The 23,634-nt window shown below is 47.0% G+C and carries 12 protein-coding genes, 1 pseudogene and 1 riboswitch; of the genes and pseudogenes, 6 read left to right on the top strand and 7 right to left on the bottom strand.

Going from position 1 to position 23,634, the window contains the following annotated elements:
• Nucleotides 1-381: 381 nt before the first annotated feature.
• Nucleotides 382-942, bottom strand: a complete 561-nt coding sequence (locus ACRJJO_RS06805) for a MarR family winged helix-turn-helix transcriptional regulator (protein WP_404356734.1) — start codon at nucleotides 940-942, stop codon at nucleotides 382-384.
• An 88-nt stretch (nucleotides 943-1,030) separates the two neighbouring features.
• On the opposite strand from ACRJJO_RS06805, the gene ACRJJO_RS06800 reads away from it, so the two are divergent.
• Nucleotides 1,031-1,405 carry a DUF2024 family protein gene (locus ACRJJO_RS06800; protein ID WP_431065115.1) on the top strand — a complete coding sequence of 125 codons (375 nt, stop codon included), beginning with the start codon at nucleotides 1,031-1,033 and terminating at the stop codon, nucleotides 1,403-1,405.
• A 628-nt stretch (nucleotides 1,406-2,033) separates the two neighbouring features.
• Here ACRJJO_RS06800 and ACRJJO_RS06795 read toward each other — a convergent pair.
• Together ACRJJO_RS06795 and ACRJJO_RS06790 are read right to left on the bottom strand one after the other, a co-directional pair.
• Nucleotides 2,034-3,644: pseudogene (locus tag ACRJJO_RS06795) on the bottom strand (cytochrome-c peroxidase); the annotation flags it as partial.
• Nucleotides 3,645-4,442: 798 nt separating this feature from the next.
• Complete coding sequence (locus ACRJJO_RS06790; protein ID WP_431065114.1) at nucleotides 4,443-5,309, bottom strand: hypothetical protein; 867 nt, start codon at nucleotides 5,307-5,309, stop codon at nucleotides 4,443-4,445.
• 200 nt (nucleotides 5,310-5,509) lie between these two features.
• Nucleotides 5,510-5,584: riboswitch (cyclic di-GMP riboswitch) on the bottom strand.
• Nucleotides 5,585-6,888: 1,304 nt separating this feature from the next.
• Here ACRJJO_RS06790 and ACRJJO_RS06785 point away from each other — a divergent pair.
• The gene (locus ACRJJO_RS06785; protein WP_431065113.1) at nucleotides 6,889-7,761 is read left to right on the top strand and encodes a VPLPA-CTERM sorting domain-containing protein; all 873 of its coding nucleotides are present in this window, start codon (nucleotides 6,889-6,891) and stop codon (nucleotides 7,759-7,761) included.
• A gap of 515 nt (nucleotides 7,762-8,276) precedes the next feature.
• Here the strand turns inward: ACRJJO_RS06785 and ACRJJO_RS06780 are convergent.
• The 3 genes from ACRJJO_RS06780 to ACRJJO_RS06770 form a co-directional block, all read right to left on the bottom strand.
• The gene (locus ACRJJO_RS06780; protein ID WP_431065112.1) at nucleotides 8,277-8,993 is read right to left on the bottom strand and encodes a hypothetical protein; all 717 of its coding nucleotides are present in this window, start codon (nucleotides 8,991-8,993) and stop codon (nucleotides 8,277-8,279) included.
• 98 nt (nucleotides 8,994-9,091) lie between these two features.
• Nucleotides 9,092-11,272: a cytochrome-c peroxidase gene (locus ACRJJO_RS06775; RefSeq protein ID WP_431065111.1), complete on the bottom strand. Its 2,181-nt coding sequence runs from the start codon at nucleotides 11,270-11,272 to the stop codon at nucleotides 9,092-9,094.
• A 675-nt stretch (nucleotides 11,273-11,947) separates the two neighbouring features.
• Entirely contained in the window at nucleotides 11,948-13,483 is a 1,536-nt protein-coding gene (locus tag ACRJJO_RS06770; RefSeq protein ID WP_431065110.1) for a tetratricopeptide repeat-containing sulfotransferase family protein, read from the bottom strand.
• Nucleotides 13,484-14,677: 1,194 nt separating this feature from the next.
• Between ACRJJO_RS06770 and ACRJJO_RS06765 the strand changes: the two genes are divergently transcribed.
• Nucleotides 14,678-17,572 (top strand): tetratricopeptide repeat protein, encoded by a 2,895-nt coding sequence (locus ACRJJO_RS06765; RefSeq protein WP_431065109.1) that lies wholly within the window; start codon nucleotides 14,678-14,680, stop codon nucleotides 17,570-17,572.
• A 599-nt stretch (nucleotides 17,573-18,171) separates the two neighbouring features.
• Here the strand turns inward: ACRJJO_RS06765 and ACRJJO_RS06760 are convergent.
• A complete protein-coding gene (locus ACRJJO_RS06760) occupies nucleotides 18,172-18,576 on the bottom strand; it encodes a hypothetical protein (protein ID WP_431065108.1) in 405 nt (134 codons plus the stop codon).
• A gap of 551 nt (nucleotides 18,577-19,127) precedes the next feature.
• On the opposite strand from ACRJJO_RS06760, the gene ACRJJO_RS06755 reads away from it, so the two are divergent.
• From ACRJJO_RS06755 to ACRJJO_RS06745, 3 genes are read left to right on the top strand one after another with little or no spacing between them, the layout of a single operon-like run.
• On the top strand, nucleotides 19,128-19,826 hold the full coding sequence (locus ACRJJO_RS06755; protein WP_431065107.1) for an ABC transporter ATP-binding protein: 699 nt from the start codon (nucleotides 19,128-19,130) through the stop codon (nucleotides 19,824-19,826).
• A 3-nt stretch (nucleotides 19,827-19,829) separates the two neighbouring features.
• Nucleotides 19,830-22,373, top strand: coding sequence for an FtsX-like permease family protein (locus ACRJJO_RS06750; RefSeq protein WP_431065106.1), 2,544 nt, complete (start codon nucleotides 19,830-19,832; stop codon nucleotides 22,371-22,373).
• Nucleotides 22,373-23,509 carry a lipocalin-like domain-containing protein gene (locus ACRJJO_RS06745; RefSeq protein ID WP_431065105.1) on the top strand — a complete coding sequence of 379 codons (1,137 nt, stop codon included), beginning with the start codon at nucleotides 22,373-22,375 and terminating at the stop codon, nucleotides 23,507-23,509. The genes ACRJJO_RS06750 and ACRJJO_RS06745 overlap by 1 nt, the downstream gene beginning before the upstream one ends.
• Nucleotides 23,510-23,634: the final 125 nt, after the last annotated feature.

The raw sequence follows: 23,634 nt of genomic DNA, 5'->3' as shown, positions 1-23,634 counted from the left end.
GGTTACCCAAGCTGGAGCTTGGGTAACAGCATATTTTAGTTTTTGCGACTACGACCGGCCCCTGCTCGGACACTTGGCTTCGGCAAGCTGAAGCATCTTGCTAATCAGGATTCATTTTGGATTTAAAAGTGCTTCCGATAGTAGCGGGTGTTTTCAACTATTACCGCATACATAGCTTTAAAAAAGGGAATTAGGTAGGAATGAACAGAGGCGCCAAATTAAGCGTCATTCCGCCAGGGATTCACTCCTGGTAATTGCAAATCCGTTCCATACGGATTTGTGGCGGAATTCAGTGCCGCGAAGGCAAGATCGAGTATACCTTGAGTACCCGAGAATGTCGGCACAGAAAATTTTGTCGAAAAATGATTTTTTGCCAAATCCTCAAGGAACGGTATGTTCCTGGCAGATTTTTTCGCTATCGGATTTTGTGAGCGGTTCTCCAGTCAAACCGCAAAAGAAACCTTCGGGCTTGGTCGTAAAATATTTGCATGTTCCGCAAAGCCCGAAAGAATGTGACTGGTGCGCTTTTTGCAATGCGGTCAAAGCTTCGATGAAAGGCGCATCACCGACCTCCGGACAATTTTTTTCAAGGAATTCCGCAGCCTTATTAAATAAGTCCTTCGGATAAGCTTGACGCAACACCTCCCATCCCTCTGCAACCAATTGCAAATGGACCATGCGCTTGTCGGCAAGGTCGGGGACTTTCCGAATAAATCCTTTTCTTTCCAATAACAGTAAAGTCTGTGAAACGGTTCCTTTGGTCATGCCCAAATAATGGGTCAATGCCGCAGGCGTATCACTATATTTATTGCATCGAGACAAATAATCCAAAACTTGAAAATGAACGATCTGAATACCCAGTTCTGTGCATCTTTTGCGTTCTTCGGACCTGATCAAGGCCGCCATGCGCTCAATGACTTTGTATATATCGGCTGTTTCCATGGCAATCGGCTAATTAAGTATTAACTCTCTGTTGACAACTGCAGAGATATTATCATACATTAACACTTGTTTCGATTCGAAACAAATAATGACTTTCTGTCATGCTTTTTTTACATCCAGGAAGGACATTGCTATCCCTCGTATTAGAACTTTAATACCGGCGGATTTTCCGCCGGCTTTTTTAGAGGACTTAATCATTATGCCCATATCCCACGTATACGATACCTATGCTAAGACCGCCAAAGGAAAGATAATGCACTTTGACGTAGTTCTTGATGAAAAAGACCAGGATAAAGCCATGACTTACGCAAAAGAATGGCTTACCGATATTGGCGAACCCAATGCCATTGTCAACCAAACGAATTGCATGTTTTGCCATAGCACCGAAGCACCGCCGGAATTGAGGAAACAAATCGACAAGCAAGGCTACGCAATTTACAAATTGGAAGGATGCCCGGTTTAACTTGAGGACAGCAATCACGACGACTGCTTCTCGAACTCAAGGATATGCAAGGATTATAGCATCAACTGTTTTTAGTAAATAACAACGATATTCCGCTATGAAGGGTATTTACCACTTTACAGAAAGATGAGGATTAGGGGTATTTTGTAGATATTTGAAGACTTGAGAATAACTGATTACATATAAGCTACGGCATTTTGGGGTTCGAATAGGCTTAACCTTATACAAAATGATGATACATATTGTGTTCGGAAATTTGATATGACTATTCCAGCGTAGTCGCTATTTTTGCGAAAGATTTATCCGGACATCCTGCTTGTAAAATCAGCAAAAATTACGCGACTCGCTGCTATTGCCTTCGGCCCCCCGATTCCTCCCAGCGTTCGCACCACTACACCACATCCTCGTAAACTCGATACGGATCCGTAGCACTCTCGCAGATGGCTTGACGCCGGCTCGTAATGCCTTGTATTTATTTTGCCTCCGTCTGCGCTATTCGCACAGATTTCAGCAAAACACTCGGTGCTCCGGCTATCGGTGACTAAAAATGTTCATTTCGCTAGCCCCGTTTCCAAGATTTTCGGCGTAAGACAGTTTAATAGCTCTTTCATGAGATCTTAATTCGCATTTATGGAGCCAAATAATTTTCGAACGGTAATAGCGGCGACATGTTGCCTTCTGCCCCTACCGCTTCGATCAGTAAAAATTCATCTTGCGCTAAATTGGGCGACAACGAGTGCCCGTCGTTGACTGCGAGATTATCGCCGACATGACCGTGCGGAATTTTTATCTCGGGATGATCGAACGGAGCTTTTTCATACTTAACCCGGTCATCCGTCAATGTTTTTAAGAAAGCAACGAGATCAGCACGATTTTGCTCGGAAAACTGGAGATTCGCGAGTGGAAATACTTTGTCGATTTGTTTGGCGTGATGATGAAAGTTACCTCCACGCGTATAAAATTCGATCACTTCTTCCAAAGTTGCCATGCTGCCGTTATGCATATATGGGCCCGTCAATTCAACATTATGAAGGCCAGGAATTTTAAATGCTCCCTTTACAGCGGCAACCATTTTTACAGTATCCGTTTTACTTAATTCGGCTTGAGCTGCTTCTGGAGATGGTAAATAAGCATGTGTCAACGGAAGAAAACAATCCTCAGTCGATTGCGGTTGCGGTACTACACCATCGAGCGGTGTAAAAAGACTGGTTAGATAAGGGGGAATAGAGTTCATCGCAAGCGGCAATTGAAAATCACATGCGCGGCTTAATTTAACTACATTATCAACGACTGCTTCTTCGTTTCCGGCCAAATGCTGCATATACTGCAAACTGAACGATAATGGGTGTCCGAATATATCAACACCGCCGACACCGACATCACTATTTTCTTCGGCAACGCCCGTTGAAGCAAATCCACTATCGAAAAATGCTGCGGAAGTGGTAATCAGAATACGATTAACAACATTTTTTGATGCGCTCATATGAAACGCAACGTCTCCGAACACTTCAGGATGCGCTTTATTCAACTCAGCATTCGAATTTATTGCCGCCGCGGTAAAGTTTGGACCTATATGACAGAGATTGCATTCGCTTTCTCTAAACAAATCCAAGCCTCTTCGCTCGGAGGCGGTCAAATCAATAGGTTGTTGACTGCTATCTCTAGCACTTAGATCAAAAGGCGATTCATCCGAAATCAACGTGGATTGATAAAGCTGCAGGGCCAATCCAAAAAACATTGCGAAATTCGCTTCCATCTGATCATAAGGCAATTCACCAGAAGGACCGCCAAATTTGCCTCGCCGAGTATATGACCAATATTTATTGTTAAAAGACTGTTTAATTAAATTCGAATACGTTGTATTCAGCCCATTTTTTAAATTACCGGGTTTACTAAAACTCAGACCACCCAAAACACTGTCGTTCCAATGGACTTTTTGATTTTCTAAAGGCCGACGCGCTAACAATTTCCTTCCGACATCCATCATCGTTCGGCTTCTACAGCCCATTTCCGTATCGCTAAGGGGAGGAACCACTGCCAGTGATGCCAACGAAGAATTGATTAAATGCAACCTTTGTTTGGCAACATTGCGAGTATTGATTTTTACCCAAACACCTGCATCAGGATCACGATCCCCCCATGAACTACTTCCATTGAAAACATTATTTGCGCGTCCATCCCAAAAATTTCGATGATTGAAAACCGAATTAATCACAGTTGGCGTATTGCGGGGTTCGACTCTACGGGTATTGGTTCCATTGACATGAAAAACCGGGTCCGCATCGCGGTCACATGCATCATTTGCATTACCTGTTCGACTGGTATTGATAAATTCGCCACTAAAAGTCCCTGATGACGAAACCACATCGTCAGAATTAAATGATACCGGTGATGCATGACTCAAAGGATTGAATCGGCGATGAAAAGGGAAATCGCGGCGACTAAGAGTATAATTGGGCCCCATTTCATCATTGGATGATGACAGATCGAATGCTTGTTCTTCTAATGATTTGGACTTAGCTCCCGGATTTAACTGATTTTTGACTCGACGATCGGCGCCGGCGTGAAAATGGCATGAACCGCAAGCCATTCCATCACTTCCGACATTCGTATCCCAAAACAATGCTTTTCCAAGCGCGATGGCTGCATTTTTGTTAACTACAATTGGCTCGGCACCATCCAGCAAGCCCGGTACTTCAGGCACTTGCAAATGCTTGAGACTAATCGGCATGGGACCTACGCCTGTCGCGGAGACAGAATGGCTTATCAATAAAGCAACCAACCCCAAAACATAAAAATAAACATGACGAAAACTTGTCATCTATCAACTCCGAAGGTTCATTTATTAGAATCCTTCATTATTTTAATTCTAAAAAAATTTAAACTTGAGCGACCATGCCATTAAAACTGGCAGTACTAAATACAAAGGTAGATTTCTTTTACAACCCTATATTTAATCCAAGCTCAGTTAGACACAGACTTAGCCAAAAGTAAGTTTGCGCTTCCGTGCGCTTCGATATCTCCTTGAAACTGCCCTTTATGCTTGAGCCTTTCTTCGTGCGCCCCCAATCAAGCCGACCAATGCAGTGCCGAACAACCAAACAGCTGCTGGAACCGGAACGCTAGATACAGCCATAGTCATCGGCGAACCACCCAATGCCCCATCAGCGCCCCCCACATAGACCGCGTACCAACCAGCCGCCAGATCGTTTAGCATCAAACTGGCAGATTCGCCCGGTACAATAGAACCACTCACCAAACCATTGCCGTCGTAAGCGCCAATTTGTAACTCCGCGCCCCAGGCTGTTGTTCCGGAAGCTGGGCCTGAATTCGCGTAGCCCATCGTTTCCAATGCTCCGTTTGCACTGTTGCCGACTGCCTTGTTGTCAACACCATAAGCGGGAGTCGTAATACTGTCATCGGTCATCCAATAGGTTCCGTAAGTTCCAATCGCTCCGACTTGGTTGAAAGAGTGTGGAACACCTTGTGGGCCGCTAGCGATACCAGGTACTTCACCGGTACCGCCAGTTCCGCCGTCGAACTCGCCGTCAGTCCGCCACACTGTAAAGCCCGGTGACATATCACCGGCATTGACTGCTGCAACGGAAACCGTAGTTGTTGCGGATTCTGTCAAATAAAATGTAAACCATTTGTTACCTGCATGAGCCCATGCAGCATTACCCAATGCAGCGTTACTCGCGTAACCATTTACGCTAGTTGTAAAGGCGTTGGTTGCAATAGAGCCGCCTGCACTTGAAATCACATTGCCGTCTACCCAGAACGAATTGCCTTGGCCAGATCCATTGGGATTGACAGCACCGGCTGCCATCGCGGCGCCGCTAGTCAATGCCAAAGTCGCTACGGCCAATGTAGACTTGAACACAGATTGTACAGATATATTCATTATTTAATTCCCCAAACCACATCACGTTTTTTTTATCCGGGTGTGGTAGATTTAAGTTGTCGTTAAATTTTGGAATTGTCTGATGTTTTTAGGCCGTCCGCCGAAATAAACAACTCCAGTTTAGCGAGCTTGTATTGCGAGACTGCCGTATCGATAACCCCCATTATCGATATGCTTTCCTGCTCTCCCCAAAGCTCCTAGGAGGTAACCCGGCTATCTGAATCAGACCCGCGGCTTTCCGACCCCGCCTTGCGACGAGTGTGGCAACTTACCATAGCTACAAAAATGCAACTTTATATGTTAAGCAAAATACGAGCCACACTGAATATGAAGATAAATTTTCCTAGACTTAAGTCGAAACGAACTTTGATGCGTTTTTATTACTTTGTTTTAGCTAGCTTTTTATTATTTAAAAGCTAGCCGAAACGCTTTAGGTTTACGGCTTGCAGTTGCGGCTTCGAAAATCAAAACCCCGATAACCATGCTAAAAACACGTGACTAGACACAAAAGTGCGTGATATCACACACCCTCCTATCGATGTTTCACTTTCCCGATCTTGCCTGCGGCACTGATATTTTTTAAAAATGAGGAGAGCGGCTAAATTACTCGGATAATGCGCTTAATAAACCTTTCATTACGCAAATGCGAAGTAATTGATGAAAAGAAGAAAAAGGGGGAAGAAAAAACTAACCTGCCCCAGGGTAAACGCATTAAAATAGATCCCATATCAATATGTTACGACTATTCAACCTAAGCTTGCAGAACATTTTATTTGTTAGTTTTTATTTTGTGGCACTAAAAACTGCTACTATGAAATTACTGAAAACACTATGCATTATAACCATTTGATTTTATATTCTGTTTTAATGCGTTTACCCTGTAGCCAGCCCCCCCTTTTTTTGTTCTTTTGTTTTATATTTGGAGACCTTTCGAGAATAACGCCAGAATTAGTCCCTAATCATCAATGCCGTTTCGATTTTGGCTGAAGCCTATCTTTAATCAAGTTGGTTTATGTGTGATATGACACATAGCATTGAGTCATATCACCTATTGACAACCCAGCCTACCCTATCGATCAACCAGTCTCTCGCTAAATTTAAGCAAGGGACTACTTAACCGGAATGCCCTCCAAAACGACCTGCGTATAGCTAATATAAATCAATAAGATAGAGCCGCACTATTATAATGACTCGTAAAAAAAATTAATCCTATTTAGAGTAGCCTAAATGGTAAAGATGGCATTTATTTTGCTTTTAACTAACGGTAGTTAAATTTCGGCAGAGGATACAATCTCGAGCGACTTAAGGTAAGCCTCACATTTATTGAATGTCCCTTAAATACTTATGCATCTTGGTATAAGCCTTTAGACAAATCGTTACCTCGATAGTCAAATGAAAGACCTCAAAAAGATGCGTATTTACCCAGAACCACTTGGCAGCCCCTCCCTACAAGGGCCGGAAACAATACAACCAACCTCACTAAAACATACCTTTGCGCATTATGTTTCGACAGCGGCCTATGAAAACGTTACCGAAATTTAAAATGCAAAAATATTAAACTAAACAAGGAGTTCAATCGATGAAAAAAAAACCATTAGCTAAAGCAGTTGCTATGGCCGTTACCAGCGCCGCAATGACTGTTGGCGCCATGCCGAATGCCTCTGCTCATGTTATGTACAATACTTACATCGCTTCATCCGGTACCGATGGATGGACCCGAGTAGACGGTTCCGGAAATTCCGGCGCACAGGTCCCTTGGGTCGGCACAACGGGCGGCGAAAGCCCATTCGGCTATGTCGGTAAACAGGCGATGAACTGGGCGGTAGCCATTCACTCAGCCAATGAAAGCCATGAGGTTTCACAGGCACATGCCCTTTCGGTTTACGGCGCTAACGTTGATATAGATACCGCTGACGGCGCCTGGGGCTCCTGGCCCGTTAACGAGTCTAACCCGGGGTTTACGCAAGGTTGGGCGCATCACACGGATTACGGATTATTGAAATCTCATGTAACCGCCGTGATCACTATTAGCCCTGAATCGTTAGGCCCTTTGATCAATAACTTCGGAATAAGCGTATTTAAAGGAATGGATGATGGAACGGCCGGCTATAGCCGTCATGCAGCATGGAATATCGGCTATATATCCGGCGCCTATGAAGACCCTGCCAAAGAGAACAACCCTCACGGAACGAACAACGTTATTTATGAAACACATTCCGATTCCGGAGATATCACCTTTACCGCATTAGCTGGGCAAATTTATTCGATCTATTTAGGCGGTAATGTGGTCAATGGACAAAATTTCGGTCCTGTAGAAAATTATCAGTTAACCATTAGCGCATCACCGGTGCCAATTCCCGCAGCAGCCTGGTTACTGGGCAGTGGTTTAATCGGTTTGGTCTCTTTCAGCCGAAAAAGAAACCGTACAAATCCGGAATCCGCCTGTCATTAATCGCTTCTCAAGCGGGTTGAGCTAATAACGCGATTCCTCCAGGGATTGGCGAAATCCAGCTGCCATGGACGGCAAGCTTGTCTGGCTTTCAGTTTCTCACACCCCCCCTCAGGAAAACTCGCCTTATGGCGAGCCAAGATCGGTATGCATTCCCACGCAGGAGCGTGGGAACGAGGAAACAAGTCATTCCTCCAGGGATTGTCGGAATCCAGCTGCCATGGACGACCGACTTGTCTGGCTTCCAGTTTCTCACACCCCCGCTCAAAACCACTCCTTAAGGCGATCCAAGATCGGTATGCATTCCCACGCGGGAGCGTGGGAACGAGGAAACACTCGCGGATCACCTAGTGCTAGGCGATCCGCGTAGGGTACGCTGTGCGTACCATGGTAACCCCGCAATTTTCATGTGCCAACCGAGCCGCCAGGGCACGGCTTTGGTACGCGCAGCGTACCCTACAATCTATGTATAACGATGAGCGCAGGAGCAGCGTGGGAATGAGGAAAAGCGATAGAAACTAACAATCGGCTTGTTTTCTAAGGCCGTTAGCAACTAACCCGAACAATGCAGAACCGAACAACCAAATAGCGGCCGGTAACGGAACGGCAGATGCTGTTCCGAATTGATTAACATCCGCCAAAATCAACTGGTCTTCAAATGCTCCAAGCGTAAATAAAAACTTATGCGACCCCGTCAATTGATCGGTCCCTGTTTCAAACATGGAAAGATCCTCAGAAAAATACTCATTAGTCAATTCTTCCCCATAATCAAGGAACATTTCGGCAAATACATCTTCGCCAACCGTCTTAACTGAGAGGTCGTAAGCAAAATCGACATCGATAGCGAAACTATCATTCGAAGCATTGATAAACTCCAAGTCGAAGAAAACCAAATAATTTGAGGTTACATCACCATTACCGACGGAACCGCTCAATGAAAAGGTTTTAGAAAACACATTACCGTCGACCGGGCCATAGTACCAATCGGAATGACTAATTGAGCTTGTTCCATTGCCCGTATATTCCGTGTAAGTTTGGGAATCTTCCAATTCAAACGATCCGTTGACCGTCAAACCGGCAAGATCGCCCGGATTGTCGAGATTGACAATACTATTGATAGTATAGGTAAGCGTAGCGCTACTCTCAAAACTGCTAACCGCATGAGCGGTTGACGCATTCGCCATAAGAAAGAAAGAAGCAATTGATAAGATTGATAAACTTTTAATCGATTTCATTTCTAAACATCCAAAACTCGATGAGCATAAAACTCAATACATAAAATTCATTAGCAGCGGCACTGCCCTAACCGAAGAGCAATACCGCCCTACCCACATTAATCGTCGAGCAACGCTTCAAACGGAAGGAGCGGCTCAATTGAACCGTTGGCACCGACCGCCGGAATTACCAGAAACTCATCCTTGGCCCATTCAGCATGTAATGGATGCCCAGCCGTAACAAAATCCCTATCCCCGACATGACCATTTGGAATCATGATCTCGGGATGATCAAACGGAGCCTGTTCGTATCGCACTCTTTCGTCGGTAAATGTTTTCAATAACGCAATCAGATCTTCTCGGGCCTGGACATTGTTAGCCAAGGGAAGCGCAACTTGCAAACCGTGCAATTGAGGGTTGTCGAAGTTACCGCCCCTAGCATAAAACTCCACAACCTCTTTCAACGTTGCCATACTACCGTTGTGCATGTAAGGTCCGGTTAACTCAATATTTCGCAGAGTCGGCACCTTAAACGCAGCCTTAGTTGCCAGACCCAATTTAGGTCCGTTTTTATGAGCCTGAGCCGCTTGAACCGTAGGAATATAATTCCTTGTTTCTATTAAACAACCTTCAGTTCCGTTCGGATCCGGAATCAAACCGTCCAGCGTAGTAAACATATCTCCAAAGTTAATTGGGATATTCAATGACAACGGAGCAATAAAGTCACAAGCTCTATTGGTTGTTACTCCCTCATCCAAAACTTTATCCGTTTCACCGGCCAAATACTCTACATATTGAGCGGCAAGCGATAGCGGGTTACCAAAATCATCCAAACCGCCTAAGCCAGGGTCGCCATCCGGGTCCGCAACACCGGTATTAAAGTAACCGAAGTCCATCAGCTTAGGGCTACTTAGACCCCCTTGGGTCGTATCGCGGGTAACCGTGTTGCCGTATTTATTAATGCCGGCCGAGGCGGCGCCACTGAAAGGACCCATGCCGTTAGGCCCAAGTTTATCGATAATCATTGCATTGGTTACTACCGCCGCTGTCGACAATGTCGGTCCTGCATGACAAAGATTGCAATGCGCCAACTCCATTACTGCAATACCTCGTTTAGCGGATTCACCAATACACTCGGCCAACGGCTCGAAAGTTGCCGGATCACGCGGACAGGTATCGATGGGCGCCTGATCGGAAATCAAAGTCGCTTGATAGAGCTGTAATGCAATGCCGAAAAACATTGAAAAATTAGCTTCGGCCTGATCGTAAGCCTGCTGACCGGGCCGACCGCCAAATGGGCCGGTGCGCGAAAAAGACCAATATTTTTGGTTAAACGACTTTTTAACCATATCCTTATAGGTAGTATTGAGGCCGGGCTGCAGACTCTCCGGAGAACTCAACGTCAAATTAAGCGGCGCAAAGACGCTATCTTCATGATGAACCTTTTGGTACTGCAAAGGCTTTCTTGACAACAATTTTCTGCCGATATCCGGCCATGTTCTATTACGGCAACTCATCTCTACTGAATTCAAAGGCGGCGCTAACGCCTGCGAAGCCAATGATGAGTTTTCAAGGCTTAACCGCTGTTTTTTTACTTTTCTTGCACTAACCTTCACCCAAACACCGGCATCGGGGTCTCGATTTCCCCAAGGACTGCTACCATTGAAGATATTATTGGCACGACCGTCCCAGAAGTTCCTATGATTAAAAACCGCATTGATGACGGTAGGCGCATTTCTCGGCACGACGCGTCGGGTGCCGACATTGTTGACATGAAACACCGGATCGGCTTCTCGACTACATTCGTCGTTTATACCCCTCAACCTGGAAACGCCGGTAAACTCTCCGCTAAACGTACCGGACGATCCAACGACATCGTCATTGCTAAAAGCCACACCACTATTGCGATCGAAAGGGTTGTTAAACCGATGAAAGGGAAAATCATCCCGGTTCAATGTGTGATTAGCCCCGCCCAAACCGGATGCAGTAACATTAAAAATTTGCCCTGTCGGTTTACTGCTATTTTCGCCGGGGTTCAACTGATGCTTTACTCTGACATCCGCTCCGGCATGAAAATGACAAGAACCGCAAGCCATGCCGTCACTGCCGACATTGACGTCCCAAAACAACGCCTTACCCAAAGCAATTGCCATGTCTTTATCAACGACTATAGGGTCGGGACCGTCCACCAAACCAGGAACCGGAGGCACTTCCGCATCGGTCAACGGAGACGGGACCGGACCATGGGCAAAGGCTATTTGTGTCGCCACCAATAAATAACCCGATATCAGTTTATTCATAAATTTCATTTAAAATTCACCGTTTTTATTATCCGTCAAATCTAAAAAAACTCGGCCCCCCGAAAATTTTCGAGAGACTCGCTCAACATATTACCTGATTAGCCAGTTTCTTCAGCTAAAGCCCAAAGATCAGCTCATCCCTAGCAGGACGGGGTTCGCATACTATGCGCGTCAAGCTAAAAACGGCCAACCCACATCAAGCTCGTTCCCACCGCTCCAGCGTGGGAATGCATAACGATCTTGCCTCGGCTGACAAGGTATGGGTTCCCACGGAGGACCATGGGAACCAGAAAATCGTCGGGAAGCTAGAGCTTCCTGAACAGGTTACCCAAGCTGGACTTGGGTAACAGCATATTGTAGTTTTTGCGACTACGACTGGCCCCTGCGCGGACACTTGGCTTCGGCAAGCTGAAGCATCTTGCTAATCAGCACATATTATTTGCGCGCAATCTTTAGTGAACAACGATATGAAGTCAAACATTGCACAAAAACTACAACCCTTAATCGAATAAGGTTATCAGCAAGAACCTAGCCATAACCACATTTATTTTATATCTCATAGGTTTACTAGAATAATTAGCTCGAGCTCCTTTCAAATCTCAGATAATAAATAAGCGATATGCCCTTATTTTTAATAAATTGTGTGATATGACGCACATTGAAGCAAAAAACAACCTATTCCTGCCGCGAATCATAACGAAACGCCTTAATGCAAGGGTCTAGCACGTCAATGATCGAGCCAAACTCGGACTCATAGTTTTTCCACCGCGCCAGTGAAGATTGATAAAGGGGCCTGGATACTTGATTAAAACTCGGACTAACGATTATTTTTTTCGACGCATTTTTATGAAATTCAATAGCATTCTCCTCCCAGCTCAAGCCCAAAAAATCAAAGACCGGCCTAAATGTCGCCTCAAACCGCAATACCGCATCTTCATAGCGAAATTCGATCCATTCAAGCGTTAACGACTGCTTGATATACATCCACCAATCCATGACTGCCGCATAAAATTCTGCTGTCGACCGCCAATCAAGCAAATGCACAGTCGCCGGCGTAGGAGCCATCACTTGCATAAAGCAGCTCAAGCAAACATCGCGTGGATCGCGCGTCACAAATACTACTTTTGCATCGGGAAATACGCAGTTAATCAAACCAATATCGATCGTGTTCATTGTCGTTTTATCTAAAAACATTTTACTACCGATATCATCGCCAAATCGACCTTGCGCTCGTCTCCAATAAAACGCTCGCAATTCTTTTATTGCCGACAAATCCAGCGCTTTCAATTGTTCCGGCGTCGTACCCTGATATTCCGATATACGATTGAGTTCATTTCTCATCGCAACAATTAAATCAGGCTCGTCCGCCACTATAATATCGCCGTGCGTACCGATAACCTCTTGACTCAACGTGGTCCCCGAGCGCATAAAGCCCATCAAAAATACCGGTGCCGGCAACTCCTGTTTAAACTCCTCAACCGACCAGCGCCCTAAAAGCTCTCGATCAAAGCCCGCTTTGTTTGCTTCCAGCATGTTCGGAACCAAAAGCTCATTTTGCTTGTTTATTTCAGGCAGCCGTTTCGCAAAACCGGCCGCGACGTGCAAATGTTCAAAGACTTGGTCATATAGCCCCTCTTTATCGAGCAACTTGGCTAGCTCTTTATGGGCCCGGTATTTTTCTTCGGCACTAAACGACGCGCGTAAGACTTTTTCAAGACGTATCTTCGCCGAATCCACTCGACCCTCTGCCGCTTCTAGGGTCGCTAACAAGATATTCAACACCATATTCTCAGGCGCTAATTTTAGGGCTCGCTTTCCTGCAGTTAACGCATCACGCCCTTGATTGAGCCTTGAATAGGCTAATGAAAGCAACTGAAAACCCCTAACTTCATTAGGCTTAATTTGTACCGTGCTTTTGAGCAAATCAAGAGAGCCTTCGTAATCATTCCAAAACTGCAATTGCTCGGCTAGCATCACCAACTCCTTAGTATCTCTTTTCTTTTTAGCCTTTTTTTCTAAAAAACGACCTGCCAAACGCAGATAGGTCAATCCATCCTTGATTCGCCCATGCCAACATTGCGCCTGCCCTAAGCAAGCAAGCGACTGAGCATCTTTCGGATCCTCTTTAACAGCTAATTCAAACCATTTAATCGCCTCTTCAGTATTCCGCGCTTGGATTGCGGCTTGACCGCGACTTAAATAATCGTTCATAACATCTTCTATCCTTAATATGAAAGTTTGTAGATTTGGACTTTTTATCTATACCTTTCGCACTTCAAATTTCGGCAGTGCCTTAGGAGGCGCCGGGGTGCTCGGCTAAGGCTTTGCCAGCATGGAGCTGGCATAGAGCCTTCATGGATGTATTCACGGCGTCCTTTGACGGGCGCCCCGGTGCCGAATTTTGATCTACGATGGGTATAATTTTTCGATATGCAAAAGCTCAGCAACGAAAATACCGCCCCTCCCTACGCCTCGAATTTTCATTTGCAGAGGCGATGGCCGAGCCTTCATGAATGTTACTTTGACTGCCGTTACAGTTTGGATTTAATGACAAAACCCGGAAACAAGCATTTTTCACACCATGAGCGCCTGATTTAAGGAGGCATTTATTACTATCCATCGCAAATAACGAGAGCAAAATAGCCTATGTTTGCTATAGGCATCCGAAAAAGGCGGATTTTTGGGGAATACAACGCTAAACTATCACCGCCTCTAAAATGACAAAGCATATTAATTAAACTATGTTATTTAACGACTCATGCAGCTTTTCCCTCACCATTGCTCATTTAGGATTCACGCTTTAATGCCAGGATGGATTAGCCGAAACAGCGACGCTATCTACATAAGCAATGATTTACGGATTTATGTGAAGTTTTGGCCTTAATTTTGCTGATTAAATTTAGTTAAACTTCATGCCTCGCTAATCTCATGACCGTAAGCCTGTCGAAATTACCATTCAATTTTTACCCAAAGCAAAATGAACAAGCTCTATAACCTCAGCAAAGGCTATGTTCGCGTTAATAGTTGAAATTAATACGACACCAATGTCGAAACTTGAAGACTGTTGGGTACACTTTGCGTACCCCAGCAGTCCCACCCGTAGTTTAACATGCCCTCATGTATTGCCTTGTACTGACGCTAGGTACGCGCAGCATACCCTACAATTCACTTTGGATTTATAAGTGCTCCGGTAGTGGCGGATGTTTTCAACGATTACCGCATACATAGCCTTTTTAAACCAATCGCAGAAAGCCTATTGCAAAACATTTGTAACATTTACAATTAACAATAGCCTTACTTATCGCCGATCACACCATGATTTATTAGAACTCTATCTTTTATAGCTCTTGTCCTTAGCTATACTTTCAATCACTTCTTTACCTAATAATGCAACGGAAACTTTAAATGAAACTACGCAAACCTACTCGATTGTTACTGCTGATGAGCGTGCTGCTTCTTGCCGCGTGCGGAAGTGCCGAAGATCGCGAACAAAAGTATCTGGAAAAAGCGCAATCTTTTTTCGACCAAGATAACTTCGATAAAGCGCGAGTCGAATTGAAAAACGTGCTGCAAATCAACCCCAAAAATTCTGATGCCGCTTATCTCCTTGCCAAAGTCGAAGAAAAGGACCAAAACTGGCAAAAAGTATTCGGCCTCCTATCCTCGGTCGTCGAGTCGAATCCGGACCACTACGAAGCGCAACTGCTGCTTGGCAAACTATTTCTGGTTAGCGGCAATGCTGAACAAGCCGAGGAAAAAGCCGACCTAGTATTGGCGAAACAACCGGACCATGCCGACGCGCTCGCGTTAAAAGCGGCTATTTTTTTACGAAAAAACAATAACGCACAAGCCAATGAACTTTTGAACAAGGCACTGACCTTAGAACCCGGCCATCAAGAAGCAACGATGCTGATGGTTAAGATCTATGGCGACGAAAAAAAACTTCCTGAAGCGCTCGAAGCCATCGACAAGGCTTTAGCTCAGCATCCCAATGCAATAAGCCTATCCTTGATCAAGATAAACATTCTCAATGCCCAAGGTAATAAGGTCTTAGCCGAGCAGGAAATGGTTTCTCTGGTCGATCGCTTTCCGGATAAAAAAGAACTCTATATTGGTCTGGCAAAATTTTATGTTGCCGAAAAACGTCTCGACGAAGCCGAAGAAGTATTACATAAATTAATTGTCCAACTCCCGGACGAAGAGTCGCCAAAACTGGCACTGGTCGATTTTTTGATTGCGCAACGCGGTAAAGAGGTTGCCGAGCAAACGCTACAAGAGATGATCCAAAAAAACCCGAAAAACTTTAGCTATCGTTTCGCAATGCTTAAGATCTACCAAGATCAACCGGATAAAGTCAAAGACATCCTCAATAAAATTGTCGCCGACGATCCGATTGGAAAAGACGGGCTCGAAGCCAAAAACCGTTTGGCCGCTCTTGCCTTGAAAGAGAAAGATCTAACCACGGCCCGCAGCTTGGTGGATGAAGTCATCGAAGCCGACCAGCGCAACAATGCCGCGTTGTTGATGCGCGCCGGCTTGCTGCTGCAAGACAAGCAATTCGATGGGGCGACCGCCGATTTAAGAACCGTTTTGAGAGACGCCCCCGATTCGGAACGAGCCTTATTATTGCTAGCGAGCACGCATCTGCAAAACGGCAAGATCGATTTGGCCAAAGAGTCGCTCGAAAAAGTCCTTGCCGTCAATCCCAAAAACCTCTCTGCCGCCAAAGACTTGGCTAGGCTGATGGTGCGTAACAAACAGGAGGACGCAGCTATAGAATTATTGGGCAAAATGCGTACTCAATTCGATAAAGACACCGATTTAACCATCATGATGGCCGATCTATACGCTCAGCAGAAAAAATGGAACAAAGCCGAAGAAACCGCCCGGTTGTTGTTCGATAACGAAGAAAAACCGGAATTAGGCCACTTCAAACTCGGTCAGCTTTACATGGCGCAAGGCAAAACCCAAGAAGCGACCGAGGCGTTTAAAAAGACGCTTGAAATCAAACCATTTGCTATGGACGCAGTGAGCGGCTTGGTCTCGAGCTATTTAGCGCGCAATGAAGTCAAACAGGCAGAAAAAGTGCTCGACGATGCCTTGTCAAAACAACCGGAAAACGGCGCATTCTTGGCGATGCGCGGACAATTGTATCTACAGGATAAGCAATTCGAAAAAGGCGAAAGTCTCTTTAAAAAAGTCGTCGAACTCTACCCAGAGTTCGAACAAGGCTATCTGGATTTGGCGTCGGCCTATTTGAGACAGCAACAGATCGATAAGGCCATCGAAGTCTACGAAAACGGACTTACGGCCCTCTCCGATAAAGGCGCTAAAGTTGCCAACCAACTGATAGAATTGTACGGAAATCAAAAAAATTGGGAGAAAGCCGAAGCCACCGCAAAAAAACTGCTTGAAATGTCGGAAAACAAAGATTTGGCCTATTTCCGCCTCGGACAAATTTATATGGCGCAAGGGAAATCGCAAGAAGCGACCGATGCTTTGAAGAAAGCCCTGGAAATCAAACCACTGGCTGTCGACGTCGTTAGCGCTCTGGCTTCCAGCTATATGGCTAGACAAGAAGTCGCGGAAGCGGAAAAGCTGTTGGACGACGTACTGGCCAAGCAGCCTGAAAACGGAACCTTCCTCGCGCTTCGCGGCGAATTGCATCTACACAATAAACAATTCGAACAAGGCGAAAAACATTTCGAAAAAGTCGTCAAGCTCTATCCGAAATTCGAAAAGGGTTATCATGATCTCGCTTCGGCCTATATGAGATCAGAGCAGACCGACAAAGCAATCAAAGTCTATCAAGACGGCCTTAAAGTTTTACCGGACAGCGTTCAGTTGCTGATGGGTAGCGCCGCTATCAACGAACTGTCGAAAAACCCAGACGCCGCGATCGAAGCTTATGAAAAAGTGCTGAAGATCAAACCGGACGTTACCCTGGCGACTAACAATCTGGCGGCCTTGCTGACAAATAAAGGCGATGATGCCAGCCTAAAACGGGCCTTCGACCTTGCTCAAGCCTTGAAGGAATCCGACGCACCGTCGTTCATGGACACCTACGGCTGGCTCAATTATCTAAAAGGCAACTACGACGAAGCTTTGAAATACCTGGAAAAAGCCGTCGCCAAGGAAGCCCGGATACCGGACTTGCACTATCACTTGGGCATGACTTATCTGAAAAAAGGCCGGAAAGCGGATGCCATAAAAGCGCTGGAAAAAGCGCTCGAAGGGGATACGGCTTTCGAAGGCAGGGAAGAAGCCAAAGCCGAACTGGATAAGCTGAAAGCGCAATAAGGGGGTTGAGAGTTTGCAGTTAACGGTAAGCTGCTATCGGTCCCTGTATAAGCCGGCTCAATTCCCAAGGTGCTATTAACCTAAAAAGAAGCAGCTGAGAGACTCAAACTACCTTTCACCCTGGTTCCTTCGGCTATACTCAGGAGAGCCCTGGCGAAGGGTGAAGGCTAGTTTGAGGCTTCGCCAGGGCGGTGAAAGCGTTGTAGACCCTTCATGCTTCGACTTAGCTCAGCACGAACGGTCTACAACACATGCCAACGTAATTATTCACAGCCCCTATCGTTCCCACGCTCCGGCGTGGGAATGAAGACCGTGACGCTCTAGCGTCTCGTACCGCTGGAGCGGTACTCAGGCGTTCCCACGCAGAGCGTGGGAACGATAATTTCCGGGGGACTGAATAAGTTACATGCCAACTGCTCTTTTCAGGATTAAAGCATGTAGCCCGGATGCAGCGTAGAGGAATACGGGCTACGCTGTTTAAACGCGCAGGAGGTAGCGATTCAACTGAGGGATCTTTGCTTAGCTTGATGCGTATAGTGGGAATCCCCGAGCCGGCGCTTAGGAACAAGACGATGGGTGACCTCGGTTTCCCGACTGGATTAAAAAAACCGCACCGCAGCAATCGTTAGACCCGCGCAGCTCACAATAAAACCGACTAGCCACAGAAAATGCCGATCGTGACGCTTAAGCATTTCATCAAAACGCTTATCGATTTGTTCAAAACGTTTGTCGACTTGTTCAAAACGCTTCTGAGTCATCTCAAAACCTTGCATCATCAACTCCCGTTGATGCTTAAGCTCCTCCTCTACCCGAACAATTCGTTCACGAAGCTCAAGCTCATAACGGACATTGGCATTAACCAGCTCCGGACGGGCGGCAATACTCTGATCAATGAGCCTTTGAATTTCTATTAAATCTTCTTGCGCAAGCGCCATCTCAATGGCTCCATGAAAACTTGAATAATCGCTATAGTAAGCCACAACAGATATCAAAAACAACATCATGCGTCATTTCCTGTATTACTGAATGGTGCCGAAACATGGAGTCAAAAGAAATTGTCAACAATAAGGCCTAACTTTGTTTTTTTCATCATTCACCGTTTACCCTAAAAAGATCATTTGAGTGTATCAAACTACCGTTCGCCCTGAGCCCTTCGGCTACGCTCAGGAGAGCCTTGTCGAATGGTGAAGGTTAGTTTGAGACTTCACCAAGCCGGTGAAAGTGTTGTAGACCCTTTATGCTTCGACTTGGCTCAGCACGAACGGTCTATGCCAACTGCTCTTTCTTGGTTTGCTGCTTAGGAACGAGCATGAAATAACTTCGACAAATGCTGAAAGGGGGTTCGGTGGCTCGATTGACAGGCGTCGGCGGCAGGGATAGCCGCCGTCGAGCCTACATGGATGTATTCACGGCGTCCTGTCAAGCGAGTCGCCGAACCTCCTTAGTGCCTAAAACTTGTAGAAGTAAATTTGTGCATATTCCTTACTGCTTACTTCTTTCCCCTTTCACCTTTCCCCTTTAAAATTAACCAACATCCAGCCTAATCCATACTCCCATGCCTCCAACCAGCAACGAAACCTTCATCGAACTCAATGGACTAACCAAAAACTACCGCGAATCGGGACGGCCCGTTACGATTTTCGATAACCTGCAGTTATCGGTAAAACGCGGGGAATTGTTGGTCTTGCTGGGACGAAGCGGCTCGGGAAAATCGACTTTGTTGAACTTGCTCGGCGGTATCGACAGGCCCGATAGCGGCCGTATCGTTATCGACGGTATCGATCTGACCGTGCTATCGGAACATCGGCGCACCTTGTTTCGCCGACATCATATCGGTTTCGTGTTTCAATCCTATCAATTGATACCGACGTTGACGGTGTTGGAAAATTTATTGTTGCCTTTGGAATTGATCCGGCGCATAACTAGAAAAGACCAAGACAAGGCAACCGATTTATTGAACTCTCTGGAATTGTCCGATCGGCTCGACACCTATCCCGACCGGCTTTCCGGCGGCGAGCAACAACGCGTCGCGATTGCTCGCGCGCTGATTCACGATCCGGGATTGGTTCTAGCCGACGAACCGACCGGTAATCTGGATTTACAAACCGGTCAACAGGTCATGTCATTATTGGATAAACTGGTTCGGCAAAGCGGAAAAACGCTGATACTTGCCACGCATAGCCGTGAAGTCATGGGCATCGCCGACCGTATTTTGACCATCCGCGACCATGCATTGATCGAAACCGACGATTAACCCATGAATACGATACTCAACCGTGCCGGTCGTAATTTTCTCTTGCAACACCCTTGGCAACTAGCGCTCGCCTTGCTCGGCATCACGCTTGGCGTCGCGGTCGTGATCGCTATCGATTTAGCGCTCGATAGCGCGCTACAGTCATTTAAACAAGCCGAACGAACGGTTTCGGGAAAAGCCACGCACCGCATTGCTGGCGGCGAAGGAGGGCTTGATGAAATGCTTTACCGCAAGCTGAGAGTCGAGCACGGAACCCGCAACCTGGCACCGGTACTGCAAACCTATCTTCCTATCCAACAAAATCCGGAAATTAAACTCCGTGTGATCGGTATCGATCCATTCGCCGAAAACGCCTTTCGTTCCGGCTGGCAAAGCGGACAAGACGGTACGCAAGCAGCGATTCGCTTAGTCGCCGAAACGAATACCGCATTAATCGGCAGACAGACCGCCGAAGCTTTAGGATTGAATATCGACGATGAGTTGGTCGTGACGACCGGCACCGGCGACCATCGGTTGCGTATCGTCGACTTGATCTCCCCCGGGAGCGCTGCAGCAACGGAAGCGCTTCGCAATATCGTGATCGCCGATATCTCGACGGTTCAGGAAATCACGGGCTGGTTCGGCAAGCTCAGTTATATCGATGTCATTATTCCGGATAACGGCACTCGGAATGTTCAACCTCGACTCGCCAACCTTTTGCCGGGCGATGTTTCGTTGGTTTCGATCGAAACGCAATTCGAATCGATGCAGCAAATGACCGAGGCCTTTTCCATCAATCTCTCCGCGATGGGCCTTTTGTCGCTGTTGGTCGGCATGTTTTTAATCTATAATACCATGACGTTTTTAGTACTGCAAAGGCGCGGCTTAATCGGCAATTTACGCCTGATCGGCGTAACGCGGCAGCAAATCAGCCGAATGATTATAGCCGAAGTTCTGATGTTGGCCGCCATAGGGACAACGCTCGGCATCGGGCTCGGGCTGCTGCTCGGCCAAATCATGCTGCAACCCGTTTCAGCCACAGTCGATACGCTTTATTTCAGAGTCGATAGATTATCGTTATCGGTTTCTCCGCTGCAAATCGGCAAGGCCATTCTCCTTGGTATCGGCGCCACGCTACTGGCCGCGATACCGCCGCTTCGCGAAGCGAACCGTTTCTCGCCGAAGCACGCACTGACTCGCTCGCAATTGGAATCCGGAACCCGGCAGTTGACCCGGTCGGTATTGCTGTTAGGTCTAATATCGATCGCGGCCGGATTCGCCGTAGGCTTTTTGTCCGAAACCAGCATACAACTGGGACTCGCCAGCGTATTTTTACTGTTGTTCGGCTTTGCATTGCTTACGCCTTCGGCAACTTTGGGCTTCATGTCCGTGGTAGAAGCGTTGAGCGGCCGGCACTTCGGCATTCTCGGCAGATTACCACCGCGCATGGTCGGTGCTGAAATTAGCCGTACCGGCGTCGCGATCGCGGCACTGATGATCGCGGTTGCCGCGACCGTCGGCATGAATTTGATGATCGACAGTTTTCGCGTAACCGTCGCACAGTGGCTCAACACAACCTTGCAAGCCGATCTCTATGTCTCGCTAACTAGCGATAAAACGACCAGCGACAAAGCCGTCAAGGATCAGCAATTGAAATCGGTTATCGCGGAACTTGCCGAAGTCGATCAAGTTAGCACCGTTTTGCATAGCCAAGTCGTCGCCGACAACAAGCCGGTCAAGATATCTGCGTTCGAATTGACCGATGCATCGAAAAACGGCTTCATCTTCAAACAAGCATTCGATGCCGATTTGTGGAGAGCCTTCGAGGAACAACAGGCAGTTATCGTGACCGAACCTTACGCTTATCACAATAAACTCAAAACCGGCGAAAGCATCAAACTGCAAACGGCAGACGGATTGCAAGACTTTAAGATAATCGGAATTTATTACGATTACAGCGGCGACCGAGGCCGACTTGCGATGAGCCGAACGCAATATCTTCGTTATTGGCCGGACTTGGGTTATACCGGCATCGGTGTTTACGGAGTAATGGGAATCGATTTGAACGTATTGGAAAACCGTCTGCGCGACCTGCTTCAGCAAGGCATGGAACTCAAATCCAGCCGTGCGATTTTCGATGCTTCAATGCAAGTTTTCAACGAGACATTTTTGATTACCGAAACCTTGCGTTGGCTCGCGGCCGGCATTGCTTTCGTCGGCGTATTCGGCGCACTGATGGCGCTGCAATTCGAGCGTACCCGGCAACTCGGCATTCTGCGCGCAATCGGCATGACACCCCGCCAATTGACCGGTTTGATTTGCACGGAAACCGGTTTAATGGGATTAACAGCCGGTTTGATCGCCGTTCCGGTCGGCCTGTTAGTCGCTTACGTGCTGATTCATATCGTTTACTTGCGTTCATTCGGCTGGACAATGGCCTTTCATGTCGACCCTGCCGTGTTAGTTCAAGGTTTACTGCTGGCGGTATTCGCGGCGCTGTTAGCCGGTATATTGCCTGCCTATCGAATGGCTCGTACTCGTCCGGCCGATGCATTGCGGGCCGAATAATGAAAAAAAACGTTCTCTTTTTCGCGCTTTGCCTTATCGTTATCTTATCGGTGTGGCTGCATTTCAGTCCGGTCGACGAAAACCAAGCCGTTGAGGAATCCTCGTTCAGCAGTCCGCTAACTGCCGATAGCGAAGGCTACGCGAAGGTACTAGAGCCCCGTCCGTTCCTGTTTCCGGAAGATCATGGCGCGCATGACGATTACCGTAGCGAATGGTGGTATTTTACCGGCAACCTGGAAGACCCGAATGGGCGGCGTTTCGGTTATCAATTGACCTTCTTCCGCTTTGCGCTGGCGCCCGACGATATAGAGTCGGAATCAGCCTGGCGCGACCAACACTTGTACATGGCGCATTTTACGGTAACCGACGTTAAAGGACGACGGTTTCACAGTGCCGAGCGTTTCAGCCGAACCGCCTTGGATTTGGCCGGCGCACGTAACGACCGTTTTCAGGTCTGGTTGCATGATTGGTCTGCCGAAGGAATAAACGGCGGCATTTTTCCGATGCACCTAAAAGCCGAACATCGGGATATCGCGATCGACCTATTATTGAGCACGCAAAAACCGGTGGTCTTACAAGGCGACCGCGGTTTCAGCCGAAAAAGCGATAAGGCCGGTAACGCGTCTTATTATTATTCCTATACCCGGCTTTCGACCGAGGGAAGCGTCAGGATCGACAAACAAAATTTTCCGGTGTCCGGCAGTAGTTGGATGGACCGGGAATGGAGCACCAGCGCTTTATCGGAAGATCAAGCCGGCTGGGACTGGTTTTCGCTACAGCTATCGGACGATACCGAACTGATGGTTTACCAACTCCGGCTCAAGGACGGCGGCATCGATCCGCATAGCTCCGGTACGTTGATCCCGGCTCGATCAAACCCGGTCGCGCTTCAGGTCGACGACGTGAATATCGAAGTACTCGACGAATGGACCAGTCCGCATTCCAAGCGCACTTATCCGTCCCGCTGGCGTTTGACGATACCGAAACAGCAATTGCAGCTCGAAGTCGAGCCGCTGCTCAACGATCAGGAATTGAATTTGGCTTTCCGTTATTGGGAAGGCGCGGCAAGACTGACAGGCACGCATCGCGGGCTGCCAGTTACAGGATTCGGCTATGTGGAGTTGACAGGGTATTGACGAGGGTGAGCGGTGAGCAGCGATTGGTAAGCGGTAAGCAGTGAGCGGACAGGAGATTATCTTTCATCTTTCATCTTTCATCTTTCCCCTTTCACCCTGCTCACCGCTCACTGCTTACCGCTAAC

The sequence above is a fragment of the Methylotuvimicrobium sp. genome (assembly GCF_050611805.1).
Lineage (GTDB): Bacteria > Pseudomonadota > Gammaproteobacteria > Methylococcales > Methylomonadaceae > Methylotuvimicrobium.
Note: the sequence above shows the minus strand (reverse complement) of the source record. Positions and strands in the feature narration are given on the sequence as shown.

Bases quoted from the DNA above. Each gene is read 5' to 3' on its own strand.
- ACRJJO_RS06805 (WP_404356734.1), bottom strand. From the start codon at position 942: ATGGAAACAGCCGATATATACAAAGTCATTGAGCGCATGGCGGCCTTG.
- ACRJJO_RS06800 (WP_431065115.1), top strand. From the start codon at position 1,031: ATGACTTTCTGTCATGCTTTTTTTACATCCAGGAAGGACATTGCTATC.
- ACRJJO_RS06790 (WP_431065114.1), bottom strand. From the start codon at position 5,309: ATGAATATATCTGTACAATCTGTGTTCAAGTCTACATTGGCCGTAGCG.
- ACRJJO_RS06785 (WP_431065113.1), top strand. From the start codon at position 6,889: ATGAAAAAAAAACCATTAGCTAAAGCAGTTGCTATGGCCGTTACCAGC.
- ACRJJO_RS06780 (WP_431065112.1), bottom strand. From the start codon at position 8,993: ATGAAATCGATTAAAAGTTTATCAATCTTATCAATTGCTTCTTTCTTT.
- ACRJJO_RS06775 (WP_431065111.1), bottom strand. From the start codon at position 11,272: ATGAATAAACTGATATCGGGTTATTTATTGGTGGCGACACAAATAGCC.
- ACRJJO_RS06770 (WP_431065110.1), bottom strand. From the start codon at position 13,483: ATGAACGATTATTTAAGTCGCGGTCAAGCCGCAATCCAAGCGCGGAAT.
- ACRJJO_RS06765 (WP_431065109.1), top strand. From the start codon at position 14,678: ATGAAACTACGCAAACCTACTCGATTGTTACTGCTGATGAGCGTGCTG.
- ACRJJO_RS06760 (WP_431065108.1), bottom strand. From the start codon at position 18,576: ATGATGTTGTTTTTGATATCTGTTGTGGCTTACTATAGCGATTATTCA.
- ACRJJO_RS06755 (WP_431065107.1), top strand. From the start codon at position 19,128: ATGCCTCCAACCAGCAACGAAACCTTCATCGAACTCAATGGACTAACC.
- ACRJJO_RS06750 (WP_431065106.1), top strand. From the start codon at position 19,830: ATGAATACGATACTCAACCGTGCCGGTCGTAATTTTCTCTTGCAACAC.
- ACRJJO_RS06745 (WP_431065105.1), top strand. From the start codon at position 22,373: ATGAAAAAAAACGTTCTCTTTTTCGCGCTTTGCCTTATCGTTATCTTA.